At 73.8% G+C, this 13,094-nt stretch carries 15 protein-coding genes and 1 tRNA gene; 7 read left to right on the top strand and 9 right to left on the bottom strand.

The window, feature by feature from the left end:
• The first annotated feature begins 50 nt into the window (after positions 1-50).
• The 3 genes from ACI79A_RS10820 to ACI79A_RS10830 are packed head-to-tail and all read left to right on the top strand — an operon-like array spanning position 51 to position 3,331.
• Positions 51-1,031 (top strand): aldo/keto reductase, encoded by a 981-nt coding sequence (locus ACI79A_RS10820; protein WP_457082893.1) that lies wholly within the window; start codon positions 51-53, stop codon positions 1,029-1,031.
• Between the two features lie 22 nt (positions 1,032-1,053).
• On the top strand, positions 1,054-3,015 hold the full coding sequence (locus tag ACI79A_RS10825; RefSeq protein ID WP_457082895.1) for an AAA family ATPase: 1,962 nt from the start codon (positions 1,054-1,056) through the stop codon (positions 3,013-3,015).
• 16 nt (positions 3,016-3,031) lie between these two features.
• Positions 3,032-3,331 carry a GlsB/YeaQ/YmgE family stress response membrane protein gene (locus ACI79A_RS10830; protein WP_457082897.1) on the top strand — a complete coding sequence of 100 codons (300 nt, stop codon included), beginning with the start codon at positions 3,032-3,034 and terminating at the stop codon, positions 3,329-3,331.
• Positions 3,332-3,357: 26 nt separating this feature from the next.
• On the opposite strand, the gene ACI79A_RS10835 is transcribed toward ACI79A_RS10830, so the two are convergent.
• Positions 3,358-4,155, bottom strand: coding sequence for a DUF2470 domain-containing protein (locus tag ACI79A_RS10835; RefSeq protein WP_457082899.1), 798 nt, complete (start codon positions 4,153-4,155; stop codon positions 3,358-3,360).
• Positions 4,156-4,223: 68 nt separating this feature from the next.
• Here ACI79A_RS10835 and rpsD point away from each other — a divergent pair, with 68 nt between their 5' ends.
• Positions 4,224-4,826: a 30S ribosomal protein S4 gene (rpsD, locus tag ACI79A_RS10840; RefSeq protein WP_457076934.1), complete on the top strand. Its 603-nt coding sequence runs from the start codon at positions 4,224-4,226 to the stop codon at positions 4,824-4,826.
• A 106-nt stretch (positions 4,827-4,932) separates the two neighbouring features.
• Here the strand turns inward: rpsD and ACI79A_RS10845 are convergent, their stop codons facing one another.
• From ACI79A_RS10845 to ACI79A_RS10855, 3 genes are all read right to left on the bottom strand, one after another.
• Positions 4,933-5,331, bottom strand: a complete 399-nt coding sequence (locus tag ACI79A_RS10845) for a hypothetical protein (protein ID WP_457082901.1) — start codon at positions 5,329-5,331, stop codon at positions 4,933-4,935.
• On the bottom strand, positions 5,328-5,798 hold the full coding sequence (locus tag ACI79A_RS10850) for a hypothetical protein (RefSeq protein ID WP_457082903.1): 471 nt from the start codon (positions 5,796-5,798) through the stop codon (positions 5,328-5,330). Before ACI79A_RS10850 ends, ACI79A_RS10845 begins: the two co-directional genes overlap by 4 nt.
• 78 nt (positions 5,799-5,876) lie before the next feature.
• Entirely contained in the window at positions 5,877-6,131 is a 255-nt protein-coding gene (locus ACI79A_RS10855; protein ID WP_457082905.1) for a hypothetical protein, read from the bottom strand.
• 147 nt (positions 6,132-6,278) lie between these two features.
• Here ACI79A_RS10855 and ACI79A_RS10860 point away from each other — a divergent pair, with 147 nt between their 5' ends.
• On the top strand, positions 6,279-6,482 hold the full coding sequence (locus ACI79A_RS10860) for a DUF5703 family protein (protein ID WP_457082907.1): 204 nt from the start codon (positions 6,279-6,281) through the stop codon (positions 6,480-6,482).
• A 61-nt stretch (positions 6,483-6,543) separates the two neighbouring features.
• Here ACI79A_RS10860 and ACI79A_RS10865 read toward each other — a convergent pair whose 3' ends face one another.
• Complete coding sequence (locus ACI79A_RS10865) at positions 6,544-7,500, bottom strand: NADPH:quinone oxidoreductase family protein (protein ID WP_457082909.1); 957 nt, start codon at positions 7,498-7,500, stop codon at positions 6,544-6,546.
• Between the two features lie 120 nt (positions 7,501-7,620).
• Between ACI79A_RS10865 and ACI79A_RS10870 the strand changes: the two genes are divergently transcribed.
• Positions 7,621-8,718: a PP2C family protein-serine/threonine phosphatase gene (locus ACI79A_RS10870; protein ID WP_457082911.1), complete on the top strand. Its 1,098-nt coding sequence runs from the start codon at positions 7,621-7,623 to the stop codon at positions 8,716-8,718.
• Positions 8,719-8,724: 6 nt separating this feature from the next.
• Here ACI79A_RS10870 and ACI79A_RS10875 read toward each other — a convergent pair whose 3' ends face one another.
• Together ACI79A_RS10875 and ACI79A_RS10880 are read right to left on the bottom strand one after the other, a co-directional pair.
• Positions 8,725-9,519 carry an SDR family oxidoreductase gene (locus tag ACI79A_RS10875; RefSeq protein ID WP_457082913.1) on the bottom strand — a complete coding sequence of 265 codons (795 nt, stop codon included), beginning with the start codon at positions 9,517-9,519 and terminating at the stop codon, positions 8,725-8,727.
• A gap of 22 nt (positions 9,520-9,541) precedes the next feature.
• Entirely contained in the window at positions 9,542-10,870 is a 1,329-nt protein-coding gene (locus ACI79A_RS10880; protein WP_457082915.1) for a M20/M25/M40 family metallo-hydrolase, read from the bottom strand.
• Positions 10,871-10,957: 87 nt separating this feature from the next.
• Here ACI79A_RS10880 and ACI79A_RS10885 point away from each other — a divergent pair.
• A tRNA-Leu gene (locus ACI79A_RS10885) sits at positions 10,958-11,042 on the top strand.
• Between the two features lie 214 nt (positions 11,043-11,256).
• On the opposite strand, the gene ACI79A_RS10890 is transcribed toward ACI79A_RS10885, so the two are convergent.
• Both ACI79A_RS10890 and ACI79A_RS10895 read right to left on the bottom strand, forming a co-directional pair.
• On the bottom strand, positions 11,257-12,111 hold the full coding sequence (locus tag ACI79A_RS10890; RefSeq protein ID WP_457082917.1) for a GIY-YIG nuclease family protein: 855 nt from the start codon (positions 12,109-12,111) through the stop codon (positions 11,257-11,259).
• A 376-nt stretch (positions 12,112-12,487) separates the two neighbouring features.
• On the bottom strand, positions 12,488-13,030 hold the full coding sequence (locus ACI79A_RS10895; protein ID WP_457082919.1) for an anthrone oxygenase family protein: 543 nt from the start codon (positions 13,028-13,030) through the stop codon (positions 12,488-12,490).
• Positions 13,031-13,094: the final 64 nt, after the last annotated feature.

The following is a 13,094-nucleotide window of genomic DNA, read 5'->3' on the forward strand; positions in this document are numbered from 1 at the left end:
GTCCCGGCGATCCGGGGCCGGCGCCCGGGTCGACGGTAGGTTGACCGGTCGTGGAACAGCGCGCGCTCGGACGAAGCGGGCTGGTCGTCTCCCGGCTGGGCCTGGGCACCATGACGTGGGGCCGGGACACCGACGAGGACGAGGCGGCGATGCAGCTGACCGCCTTCGTCGACGCCGGCGGCACGCTGGTCGACACCGCCGACGTCTACGGGCAGGGCGACAGCGAGCGCACCCTCGGCCGGCTGCTGGCCGACGTCGTCCCCCGGGGTGACGTGCTGGTCGCGACCAAGGCCGTCGGCCGCACCGGCACCGGCCCGATGGGCCGCGGGGGTTCCCGCGGGCACCTGCTGGCCGCGCTGGACGCCTCGCTGGGGCGGCTCGGGCTCGACCACGTCGACCTCTGGCAGCTGCACGACTGGGACGACGCCACGCCGCTGGAGGAGACGCTGGCCGCCTGTGACGCGGCGGTCGCCTCCGGGCGGGCCCGCTACGTCGGGATCAGCAACTACACCGGCTGGCAGACCGCGCAGGCCGCCACCTGGCAGCGCGCCTGGCCCGGCCGCACCCCGGTCGTGAGCACCCAGGTCGAGTACTCGCTGCTGCAGCGCGGCATCGAGCGCGAGGTCGCCCCGGCGGCCGAGGCGTTGGGGCTGGGCATCCTGCCCTGGTCCCCGCTGGGCCGGGGACTGCTCACCGGCAAGTACCGGCACGCCACGCCGGAGGACTCCCGCGGGGCGTCCCCGCAGTGGCAGGGCTTCATCGACCAGCTGCGCTCGGCGCACGCCGACCGCGTGGTGCAGGCGGTGATCACCGCGGCCGAGGGCCTGGGCACCACCCCCGTGGGCGTGGCGCTGGCCTGGCTGCGCGACCGCCCCGGCGTCGTCGCCCCGGTCGTGGGCGCGCGCACCGCCCAGCAGCTGCAGGAGGTGCTGGACACCGACGGAGTGCGGCTGCCCCCGGCGATCGTCACGGCGCTGGACGACGTCTCCTCGCCGCACTTCTCCTATCCCGAGCGCCGCCTGGAGCATTGACCGACGTGGAGCACTGACCGACGTGAGCACCCCTCCCCCCGCCGGTGGCGACCCGGTCTTCGCCGCCTTCTGCGCCGCCGGCCTGTGGCCCGGGCTGGGCAAGCGGACCGCCGCCGACCTGCCCGCCGCCGGCATCACCCGGCCCGACGACGTCACCGCCGACCGGCTGCTGAAGCTCCCCCGCGTGGGGCGCCAGCGCGCCGAGCGGCTGTTCTCCTCCTTCCTCGCCTCCGCGCCCACCTACGAGGTGGTGGGGCTGCTGGTCGGCGCCGGCCTGGAGGCCAAGCTCGCCGCCGGCGTGGCCGACGCGCTCGGGCCGGACGCCGCCCGCCGGCTCCGCGACGACCCGTGGGCACTGCTGGGCCTGTCCGGGGTGTCCCTGGGCGACGCCGACCGGCTGGCCATCGCGGTGCTCAAGGGCGCCGACCGTCAGGACGCGCGCCGCGGCAGGGCGATCGTCGGGCTCACCCTGCGCACAGCGACGCGCGACGGGCACACCGTGCTGCCGGCCGACCTGGTGGTCGCCGCACTGCGCGCCGAGGGCATCGGTGACCCCGCCGCGGCGATCGTCGCGGCGGTGGAGTCCGGTGAGGTGCTCGAGCACGAACCGCCGGAACCGGAGTTCGACGAGGACACGCTCGGCCCGGACGACGAGCTGCCGGAGCCGGACCCGGCGCTGCGCACCCTGTCCCTGGCCCGCTTCGGGATGGCCGAGGAGGCGGTGGCGGAGAACGTGCACCGGCTGATGGCCACCGCCGAGCGGATCGCCGACCCGGCGTCGGTGCGCGCGGTGGCCAAGGGGCTGGACCCGGCGCAGCAGGCGGCGGTCGCCCAGGTGCTCGGGGCCGGGTTCTCGCTGCTGACCGGCGGGCCGGGCACCGGCAAGAGCCGCACGGTCGCCTCGCTGGTGCAACTGCTGCAGAGCAAGGGCACCGAGGTGGCGCTCGCCGCACCCACCGGGCGGGCGGCCAAGCGGCTGGAGGAGCTCACCGACCACCCCGCGGTCACGGTGCACCGGTTGCTCGGCGCGCAGGGCATGACCGGCGGGTTCGCCCGCAACGAGGAGTGGCCACTGGACGCCGACGTGGTGGTGGTCGACGAGGCCTCCATGCTCGACGTCGAGCTGACCGCCTCGCTGCTGGAGGCCTGCGCCGACGGCACGCACCTGCTGCTGGTCGGTGACCCCGCGCAGCTGCCCTCCATCGGCCCGGGGCACGTGCTGGGCGACCTGATCGACTCCGGGGCCGTCCCGGTGACCGAGCTGACCACGCTGCACCGGCAGGCCGCCGGTGGCGCGATCGCCCGGCTGGCCACCGGCGTGCGGGCCGGCGAGCTCACCCAGGTCGAGTCCCCCGACCGGGAGGTCGTCATCGTCCCGGCCGTGGGCAGTGCCGAGGCGGCCAAACGGGTGGTGCAGCTGGTCACCGACTCCATCCCCCGGGCGCTGGGGATCGACCCGGCGACGGTGCAGGTGGTCACCCCGGTGCACCGCGGCCCGGCCGGCACGATCGAGCTGAACAAGGCGCTGAAGGCGCAGCTCAACCCCGGCGACGGCACGGTGTGGGGCTTCGACGTCGGCGATCGGGTGGTGGCCACCGCCAACCACCTGGACCTGGAGCCCATCGGGTTCGCCAACGGCGAGGTCGGCGTGGTCACCGGCACCGGCGAGGGGTCGCTGACCGTCGACTTCAGCTCGGGGCCGGTCACCGTCACCGGCAACGCGCTCCCCGACCTGCGGCACGGCTGGGCGATCACCGTGCACCGCGCCCAGGGCTCGGAGTGGCCGGGGGTGGTGGTCGTGCTGCCGCCGGAGGCGGGCGGAATGCTCTCCCGGCCGCTGGTCTACACCGCGCTCACCCGGGCGCAGAAGCACCTGTCGATCGTGCACGCGAGCGGAGCGGCGCTGGCCCGGGCGGTGCGGGAGGTCGACGTCCGGCCGCGGCGCACCCGGCTGGCCCGGTTGCTGACGGAACTGGAAGGTTGATCACTGTCCGTTTACCGTGGCGGTCACGTCGGGCAACCACGAGACCATGGGCATCATCAGCTTCCTCGTGTTCGGTCTGGTCGTCGGCGCCCTGGCTCGCCTGATCAAGCCCGGCAAGCAGAACCTCAGCGTCCTGGCCACCCTGGGCCTCGGCGTCGTCGGCTCGCTGATCGGCGGCGTCGTCGCCGTGGCGCTCGGCACCGGTGACTTCGGCGAGCTGAACATCATCGGCTCGATCGTCGCGATCATCGCCGCGGTGCTGCTGATCGGCGTCGCCGAGAGCATCACCGGCGGCCGCAGCTCGGCGCGGCACTGACCCCCGGCCCGGGGTGCTGACCGCGGTCAGTGCCCCGGGCAGCCGCCCCGTGCGGCACACATCAGCCGGTGCATCGCCGGGGCGAGGTCCTCGGCCGAGGTGACCGGCCGGGCGAACGGGATGCGCACGTCCCGGCAGCAGCCGCGGGACCGCTCGATGCGCAGCCGGAACCCCCACCGGTCCAGCCCCAGCGGCCGGACGACGGCGCCCCGGCCCAGCCACGCGGCCGGGATCCGCGAGCTGAGCAGCGCCAGCTCCTCGGGGTGCGACTCCGCCAGGTGCCGCAGCGCGTCCTCCTCCAGCTCCACCAGCGGGTCGGGCTCGGCCGCCAGGAAGTCCGCCGGGTCGATCTCCAGGACGGCGCCGCTCTCCCCCAGCACGACCTCGGCCAGCTCCAGCGCGAGCAGCGTGGCCCCCCGGCCGACGTCCAGCAGCGCCGCGACCGGCGCCACCTCGGCGAAGGCGAGCGCCGCCTCGAGGGCTGACTCCCCCGTCAGCGCGGTCAGCCAGCCGGAGAGCCAGACCTGCCCTCGGACCGGGTCGCGCAGCGGGACCGGCGCGTGGTCGGTGACCAGCAGCAGCGCGGCCAGGTCGCCGTCGGCGCAGTGCGTGACCGCGGTGCACACCTCGCCGCCGGTCGGCACGACGAGCAGCACCCGTCCGTCGGACGTGACGGTGTGGGCGAGCACCCGGCTGCCGTCGATGCCGGCGGCGCAGACCGCGGCCGCGGGGCGGGCGGCGACCGTGCGGGCGCGCTCGGCGGCGGAGGGCCGGACCGGCTCCGCGGGGGGAACCTGGGCGCCAGGGCGGGTCGATCGCGTCATTGGTCACTCCGGGCTCGACCCGATCCATCGTCGGGGTAAGGTGAGCCTAACCGAACCCGGAGGTCCGTGTGAACCAGTCTCGCCCCAAGGTCCGGCGCAGCCGTGCGCTGGGCATCCCCCTCACCCCGAAGGACGTGCGCTACTTCGAGCGGCGCCCCTACCCGCCGGGCGAGCACGGGCGGAAGCGCAAGAACACCAGCGACTACAAGACGCGGCTGCTGGAGAAGCAGCGGCTGCGCGCCCAGTACGACATCAGCGAGACGCAGCTGCGCCGCGCCTTCGACCGGGCCAAGCGCACCGGCGGCAAGACCGGTGAGGAGCTGATCATCGACCTGGAGTCGCGGCTGGACGCCACGGTGCTCCGGGCCGGCTTCGCCCGGACCATCTACCAGGCGCGCCAGGTGGTCAGCCACCAGCACGTCACGGTCAACGGCCGCCGGGTCGACCGGCCCAGCTACCAGGTGCAGCCCTACGACGTCGTGGAGATCGCCGAGCGCAGCCGGGAGAAGGCGCCGTTCCAGGTGGCCGCCTCCGGTGCGCACGCGGAGGCCCCGAAGTACCTCGAGGTGTCGCTGAGCCAGCTGCGGTGCGTGGTCGCCCGCCGGCCCCAGCGCTCCGAGGTGCCGGTGATCTGCGAGGAGCAGCTGGTCGTGGAGTACTACTCCCGCTGATCCGGCGACGGCGGGCCGCTGTTGCGCTGCAGAGCGCGCTGCGGCCCGCCGCGTCTGCGCCACCCGATGACACCCCAGGCGAGCCAGCCGAGCCCGGAGAACCAGTTCACGTCGCCCGCGTTGCCCTGGACGACGGCGAAGACGACGTAGGCGGCGATCCCGCTGCCCCCAGGCGACGAGGAGCACCGGCAGCCACCGGCCGTCGATCCAGTGCGGGCGGGAGGCGCGCAGCTCGATCTGCTGCTCGGCCCACTCGGGCGGTCGCGGCGCGCAGCCTCGGGTCGGTCAGCTCGCGGCCCCAGGTCACCGCGTCCTCCACCGTGCGCAGCTCGGCCTGGTCCAGACCATGTCGGCGGGCGAGCTCGCGGCGCAGCCGCCACTCCGCGCCCGGGCCGTCGTCCAGCCCCGAGGGGCGCAGCCGGTCCCAGAGCCCCCGTCGGCCCGCCCACCAGGCCAGCAGGGGCAGCCCGACCAGGATCGCGACCACGGCCACCCAGGCGGTCACGGCGCCGGCCGGCTGTTCAGCTCGATCGCGCGCCCGGTCCTGCGCCGAAACCACAGCGCGGGCACCACCCCGACCCCCAGCAGGACCGCCGGGGGGAGCGCGTCGGACCAGCGGCTCTGCGCGAGCGCGACCGCCAGCCCCACGAGCTGGCCGATCAGCCAGAGCAGGACCAGCAGCAGGGCGACCCGGGCGGTCCGGCTCGGCGGGACCCGCCATTGCCGCGCCCGGGTCGCCCAGTCGACGGCGGCGGCCCGCAACCGCTGGTCGGACAGCTCACGACCCCAGGTGACCGCACGTTGCACCTGCACGATCTCGGCCGCGCCGAGCCGGTGGGCGCGGACCACGTCGCCCCACGCGTCGTCGTCCCGGCGAGGGCGGAGCCGGCTCCAGAAGTCGCGGCTGCCCAGCCACCAGGCGAGCAGCGGCAGCCCGATCAGCAGCAGCGCGATGATCACGGCGACGGTCACGATCCATGATCATGACCGACGGTGATCGACTTCGCAGGTCAGCGCGGTGCCAGGAGCCGCTCGTCGCCCCGGCGGCCGTCAGGTGCGCAGGTCGTCCTCGTCGTCGGGGACGACCGCCTGCTGCTCGAGGACGTCGTACTCGTCGGCCTCGACCGCCGTGCCCCGGTAGCTGGACCCACCGCCGGGCACCGCGGTCAGGCGCTGTTCGATGACGTCGGCCTCCGGGACGCCGTCGCCGACAGGGCCCACCTCGTCGGCGAGCTCGGGTCCGCCGGATCCCACGGTCTGCTCCTGCTCCTGGCGGTCGGCCTCGGTCGCGTTCGGCTCGGTCACGGCCGTCTCCTTCCCGTTCAGGGGGCCCGGCGCGGTGCCGGACCCGCCGTCTCCCCTGCCCGGCCCCACGCGGGCTCACACCCCGGCCGGTGGACCGGTGGTGACGCCCACATGACCACGGGCCCAACGACGGGCACAATCGGGCGGGTGTCAGCAGCCGCCGAGTACGAGTACGCCCCGCTGCGCATCCCGCCGGGCACCTCACGCTCGGCCGCCGCGCAGCTGATGAGCCTCCAGTCCGACACCGGCGGGTGGGAGCTGGCGCGGCTGCAGCTGCACGCCGACGGCAGCCGGAAGATCATCATGCGCCGGCGGATGCGGCTGTCGTACCTCCCCCGCCCGATGATCTGAGGAAGGACCCCGTCGCCCCCCACCACTCGCAGGCTCGCGGCGGGCCCCTGCGACGGGGCCGTCAGGGCGTCAGCACTACCTTGCCGACGGTGGCGCGGTCGGCGATCGCGGCCATGGCCTGCGGCAGCTCGTCGAGCGGGCGGACGTCACCGACCAGCGGCGAGATCGCACCGGCGGTGAAGAGCCGGCACAGCTCCTCGTGCACGGTCCCGATCAACGCCGGGTCGTGCCGCCGGTAGAGCCCCCAGTGGAGCCCGACCACGCTGTAGTTCTTCACCAGCAGGTGGTTGGCCGGCGCCTGCGGGATGCGGCCACTGGTGAACCCCACGACGACGATCCGTCCCTCGAAGGCCACGCACTTCCGGGACGCGTCGAAGACGTCGCCGCCCACCGGGTCGTAGACGACGTCGGCGCCGTGGCCACCGGTGATCTCCTTGACCCGGGCGACGACGTCCTCGTCGGTGTAGTCGATGATGTGGTCGGCGCCCAGCCGGGTGCACACCTCGGTCTTGCGCGGTCCGCCGGCGGTGGCGATCACCCGGGCGCCGGCGGCCTTGCCGAGCTGGATCGCGGCCGACCCCACCCCGCCCGCTCCGGCGTGCACGAGCAGCCACTCCCCCGCCTGCAGGTGCGCCCGGCGGTGCAGCCCGACGTGCCCGGTCTGGTACGTCAGGTGCAGGGCGGCGGCCTGCTCGTCGGGCATGGCGTCGGGCACCGGCCAGGCAGCGGCGGCGTCCATCAGCGCGTACTCGGCGAAGGCCCCCGGCCCGTCGGCCGGTGAGCCGAGCACCCGCTGCCCGCTGCCGACCACCTCCCCGCACAGCTCGACCCCGGGGACGAACGGCAGCGGGGGCCGCTCCTGGTACTCCCCCCGGACCATCAGCACGTCGGGGAAGTTGAGGCCGGCGGCGCGTACCCGCACCAGCAGCTGTCCGTTCCCGGGGACCGGTGGCTCGACGTCGTCGAGGGTGAGGACCCCGGCCGGGTCACCGAGGGCATGGACTCGCCAGGCACGCATCCCCCGACCCTGCCAGGTGCACAGTGACCCGGGTCACCCGGGTCGGCTGGCTAGAGTGCGCACAGTCCACCAACGGTCACGATCCGTAGCTGCGGACCCCAGGACGAGAGGCGGACGCAGGTGGATCGGGGAACGACCCGCCGGCACGTACTGCCCCTGGGCATCCTGGTGGTGTTCGCCGTGGCCCAGCTGGCGCTGAGCCAGGGGCAGATCATCCTCGGGCTGGTGTGCGTCGCCCCGCTCACCACGGCCACCATCCTGGGCCGGCGCGCCACGGCCGGCTACGGGGTGGCCGCCCTCGTCGTCGGCCTGCTGCTGGGCCTGCACGAGGACCAGTACCAGCCGGACGCCCTGCCGGCCATGCTCGTCCGGCTGGCGGCGATCCTGGGGGGTGGCGTGCTCGCGATGGGCACCGTGACGCTGCGGCTGCGCCGGGAAGCGCTCCTCACCCGGCTCAGCGCCGAGGCAGCCGAGTCCCGCGTCGCCGTCGAGCTCGCCGAGTCCCTGCAACGAGCCCTGCTGACCGACCCACCTGCCGTGCCGGGCCTGCAGATCGCCGTCCGCTACCTGCCCGCGGTGAAGAACGCCCAGGTCGGCGGCGACTGGTACGACGCCTTCACGCTCCCCGACGGTGCGACGATGCTGGTGATCGGGGACGTGGCCGGGCACGACGTCGCGGCCGCCGCGACCATGGCCCAGGCCCGCGGCGTGCTGCGGGGCATCGCGCTGACCGTCTCCGGCGGGCCGGACGGCACGTCACCGGCAGCGGTGCTCGGGGCGCTGGACGGCGCGCTCGACCGGCTGGAGCTGGACACCCTGGTCACCGCGGTGACCGCCACGGCCAGCCCGTCGCCGGGATCGACCGGGACGCTGCTGCGGTGGTCGAACGCCGGGCACCCACCGCCGGTGCGGGTGACCGCGGCCGGGCACGTCGAGCTGCTCGACCGGCCGGCCGAACTGCTGCTCGGGCTGACCGTCGACGTTCCCCGCACCGATCACCGGGCCGTGCTGTCGGCCGGGGACACCGTCGTCCTGTACACCGACGGCCTGGTCGAGCGGCGCGACGCTCCGCTCGACGCCGGCACCGACTGGCTGGTCGCGGAACTCGGCCGCCTCGCCGACCAGCCGCTCGAGCAGCTCTGCGACGCACTGGTCACCGGGATGTCCGGCCGGCTGGACGACGACGTCGCGGTGCTGGCCGTGCGCGTGCGCGGCTGACCGACCTCAGGACCGGCCGGGCGGCACCAGCCCGATGGGCAGCGTCGCGGTCTGCCCGTCGGCGGTCTTCGCGCTGGGCACCCCCGGGAACCGGAACGGGACCGCGCCGACGCCGGGCTGGACGACGTACGCGGCTCCCGGCCGGTCGGCCGTCCACGCGCCGAGCAGCGCACCGGCGACCTCCTCGGCGCTGAGCACCGGGAAGTCGGCCGCCGCGAACGCCTCCCGCAGCGGGTCGATGATCGCGGTGTCGGCGAACCCGGGGCAGACCGCGGACAGGGTGATGCCGTCGCCCACCAGCCGGGGGGCCAGCGACCGGACGAACGCCACCGCGCCGGCCTTGGCGATGCTGTAGCCGGGGTCGGTGGCCTGCGGCGCCAGACCCGCCAGCGAGGCGGTGACCACGATCGCGCCCCCGCCGGCGCGACGCAGCGCCGGCAACGCGGCCTCCGTGCCGTAGACGACGCCGAGCAGGTCGACGTCGACCACGCGCAGCAGGTCGTCGACGTCCAGCGGCTGCTGACCGGAGCCGGCGATGCCGGCGTTGAGGAAGACGGCGTCCAACCGGCCGTGGTCGGCCTCGACCTGGGCGACGACGTCGGCGTTGGCCGCCCGGTCGGTGACGTCGAGCGGCAGGAAGGCGGCGCCGAGGTCCGCGGCGGTCTGCCGGGAGCGCAGGCCGTCGAGGTCGGCGAGCACGACGGTGACGCCCTGCCGGCGCAGCAGCGCGGCCAGGGCACGGCCGAGGCCGCCGGTGCCGCCGGTGATCAGGGCGACGCTGCCCGGGGTGGTCGCGGTCATCCCGGCATCATGCCTGCGCCGGTCAGGCCCCGCGCAGGAACCGGTCGAGCACCCGGATGCCGAACTGCATCGAGTCGATGGAGATCCGCTCGTCGATGCCGTGGAAGAGGGCGGCGAAGTCCAGGTCGGCGGGGAGCTTCAGCGGGGAGAAGCCGAAGCACCGCATGCCCAGGGTCTCGAAGCTCTTGGCGTCGGTGCCGCCGCTCATGGTGAACGGAACGGCGCGGGCGCCGGGGTCCTCGGCCTGCAGCGCCTGGATCATCAGGTCGACGCTCGGCCCGTCGAAGGTGGTCTCGACCGCCTGGTCGTAGGTGATCCACTCGCGGGTGACGCCCTCGCCGATCAGCTCGTCGAGCTGGGCCTCGAACTCCGCCTCCTGGCCGTAGAGGAAGCGGCCGTCGATGGTGGCGCTGGCGGTGCCGGGGATGACGTTGGTCTTGTAGCCGGCGTCGAGCATGGTCGGGTTGGCGGTGTTGCGCAGCGCCGCGCCGATCATCCGGCTGATGCTGCCCAGCCGGGCCAGCGCCTCGTCCGGGTTGTCCGGGTCGATCTGGATGCCGTAGGCGTCGCCCACCTCGGCGAGGAACTGCTTCATCGGCGGGGTCACCACGGTGGGCAGCCGGCTGGAGCCGATGCGGCTCACCGTCTGGGCCAGCCGGGTGACCGCGTTGTCATCGTGCACGAACGAGCCGTGGCCGGGGCGGCCCTGCGCGGTGAGCTTCATCCAGGCCAGCCCCTTCTCGGCGGTCTGGACGAGGTACAGGCGGAGGTCGTCGCGGACGGTGATGCTGAAGCCGCCGACCTCGCTGATCGCCTCGGTGCAGCCCTCGAACAGGTCGGCGTGGTGGTCGACCATGTAGTGCGCGCCGTGCCGGCCGCCCGCCTCCTCGTCGGCGACGAAGGCCAGCACGATGTCGCGGTCGGGCTTGACGCCGGTGCGGGCCCAGTCGCGCACCAGCGCGAGGGTCATCGCGTCCATGTCCTTCATGTCGACCGCGCCGCGGCCCCACACGTAGCCGTCGCGCTGCTCGCCGCTGAACGGGTGCACGCTCCACTCCGACGGATCGGCCGGGACGACGTCGAGGTGGCCGTGCACCAGCAGCGCCGGCCGGTCGCGGTTGGTGCCCTCGATCCGGGCGACCAGGCTGGCGCGGCCGGGCTCGGACTCGTGGATGACGCTGCTGATCCCGACCTCGTCGAGCTTGCCGGCCACCCACTCCGCGGCGGCCCGCTCCCCCGCGCTGGTGGCGGTGGAGCCGGTGTTGGTGGTGTCGATCCGGATGAGGTCGGACAGCAGGTCCGCGACCTCGGCCTGGGCGGTGACGAGGGGCTGCGGCGTGGTCTCGGACATGCCGACGATGGTGCCACCGGGGCCTGTCCCGGGTCGCCGTCGGGCTCCGTTATGCTTGCTCACGGCGCCCGCGAGGGTGGCCCACCTGTCCGGGTGGCGGAATGGCAGACGCGCTAGCTTGAGGTGCTAGTGCCCTTTGCGGGGCGTGGGGGTTCAAGTCCCCCCTCGGACACAGCAGAGGGTCCCATGGTCACTGACCGTGGTGGCCCGCCCTGTCGTTCACGATCGGATGCAGGCGCGCCACAGCGCTCCACACCTCTTGACAGGCCGGCCCGACATCGGGCCGTGCCGTGCCGTGCGACTGTCGGGCAGTTGCCCGCGTCGGGCGGTTGTCGCGGTGGGCCAAGCTCCGACCCACCGCGACGATGCACCGGAGCACCCGCCTGCTAATTCCGGTTGAGGCCGTACTGCCGGGTGAGGAGCGCCCGCTTGTAATGAGCCTCTGCGGCGTCGACCTCAGCGGTGGTCGCAGTCGGGCCGAACACACGCAAGATGCTGAAGACGAAGTGCCGACGGTGGGCCACGTCGACATCCGCAAGTTCGCGAAGCGCAACGTTGCCGCCGTGGCCGTCGCGGGCGTAGGCGCTCCACCGACCCAGGAGGCGCTCCGTGCCGTCCGCTTTCCCGACGTACAGCTCGCCGCTGCTGGTGTCTGCGACGAGGTAGACGCCCTGGACGGCGGTGAGCGCTGTCCTCCACTCCGCGTATCGCGAGTCCTCAGCGATGGCCAACAGCTCGTCGTACGTGATGAGGACTTCGTCGAAGCCCGGGAACGGCACTCGGGCAGGGTCGGCGATCTCGACCACGGGCATCTGATCGGCCTTCCCGCCTGCCTTGGCCCAGTTGATCGTGTCGTTCGACCACTCGATGACGAGCCGGTTCCGAAGCGACACGAGAACGTCGGACGGGTGGAGATCGAAGTACCGCTGGACGTCGGTCCGCTCAGCGAGGACTTCTCCCCTGTTCTCGTACGCCGCGAGGAAACGGGACCGCCGCTTGCCGTCCGCCACGAAGTTGAGCCACAAGGCAGGCGGATCTCTAGGGATCTTGCTCTGCCGGAGCGCCTGGACTCGGGAGTAGGTGAGGACGTTCTCAACCGTGGCGTCCTGCGGGCCGGTGAGGCCGTCGGCGCTGTAGGTGTGCCGGACGAGGAGCACGTCGTCCGTCGCGACGCCCGCCACGCTCAGCAGGTCCGCGAGGCTCAGGTCACCGCGCAACGAGGACGCCTGGGGTAGCTGCATGATCGAAACCTACGGGCGGCGCCAGCATGGGAGAGGCCCGGCATGACTGCGTACCCCTGCAAGACCAAGGACGCGTCGCCTGAGGCGTCCGGCACACCGCGCGATGGTCCTCACCGGGACCGCAGGCGTGTGCGGAAGTGCTGTGTCGCCCCTCGAACACCGAGTTGAACCCCCACGGTCTTCAGACCGGCGGGGGTTCTGCTGTTTCGCACTCGGCACGTTCGCCGACGCCTTCGACCCTTCGCTGGCTGGCGGTCGCGTACGCGAACCGGCTATGCGGCAGGCGCGGCAGTCGAGCGTTCGGTCGAGAACCACCGAGATCAGATGGGAATCGGGCGCAGAAGGCGCGCGTAGCCGGCGCCGAGCTGCCGCGAGGTCAGCGCCGGCGCCGGACCAGGGCTGCGACGAGGGCGGCGACGGCGGCGATGCTCAGCGCGGTGCGCACCAGGTTCCAGGCGACCCACGGTCCTTCGTAGGCTGCCCGGACCGCGGACGGGTCGGCGATCGCCTCGACCGGACCGGCTGAGGCCAGCTGCTCGTTGAGCGGAACCGAGAAGCCCATGGTGACGAGGAATGCGCCGGCGTAGAGGACGGCGGCCGCGACCACCCACAACCGAGCGGGGCGCCGACGCGCCAGGACGAGCGCGGCGGCCGCGACGGTCAGCGCGAGAGCGCCGAAGAAGACCGGCCCGAAGGCCGCGTTGCGCACCGTGGCGTTGATCCACTGCATCGCCTCGATGAACGTCCGGTCCTCCGTCCTGGCGAGGCCCACCATGACCGAGCAGGCGTAGGCGAAAAAGAAACCCGCCATCAGCCCGGTGGCCACCGTCGACGCAGCGAGCAGTGCCGACTCGATCCGGGAGCGTCGTGCGCCGCCGCTGCTGGCGTCGGTCGCGGGGTACGTGGATGTGCCGAGCATGAGCTGCTCCTTGGAATCGTACCGACTGGTTCGGATAGATTCGAACTGTCCGGTACGGTTGTCA

This window comes from Modestobacter sp. SYSU DS0657, assembly GCF_054050925.1.

Excerpts from the sequence above, each read along its gene's own strand:
- ACI79A_RS10835 (WP_457082899.1), bottom strand. The coding sequence starts at position 4,155 with ATGACGCGATCGACCCGCCCTGGCGCCCAGGTTCCCCCCGCGGAGCCG.
- ACI79A_RS10865 (WP_457082909.1), bottom strand. The coding sequence starts at position 7,500 with ATGCGTGCCTGGCGAGTCCATGCCCTCGGTGACCCGGCCGGGGTCCTC.
- ACI79A_RS10875 (WP_457082913.1), bottom strand. The coding sequence starts at position 9,519 with ATGACCGCGACCACCCCGGGCAGCGTCGCCCTGATCACCGGCGGCACC.
- ACI79A_RS10880 (WP_457082915.1), bottom strand. The coding sequence starts at position 10,870 with ATGTCCGAGACCACGCCGCAGCCCCTCGTCACCGCCCAGGCCGAGGTC.
- ACI79A_RS10890 (WP_457082917.1), bottom strand. The coding sequence starts at position 12,111 with ATGCAGCTACCCCAGGCGTCCTCGTTGCGCGGTGACCTGAGCCTCGCG.
- ACI79A_RS10895 (WP_457082919.1), bottom strand. The coding sequence starts at position 13,030 with ATGCTCGGCACATCCACGTACCCCGCGACCGACGCCAGCAGCGGCGGC.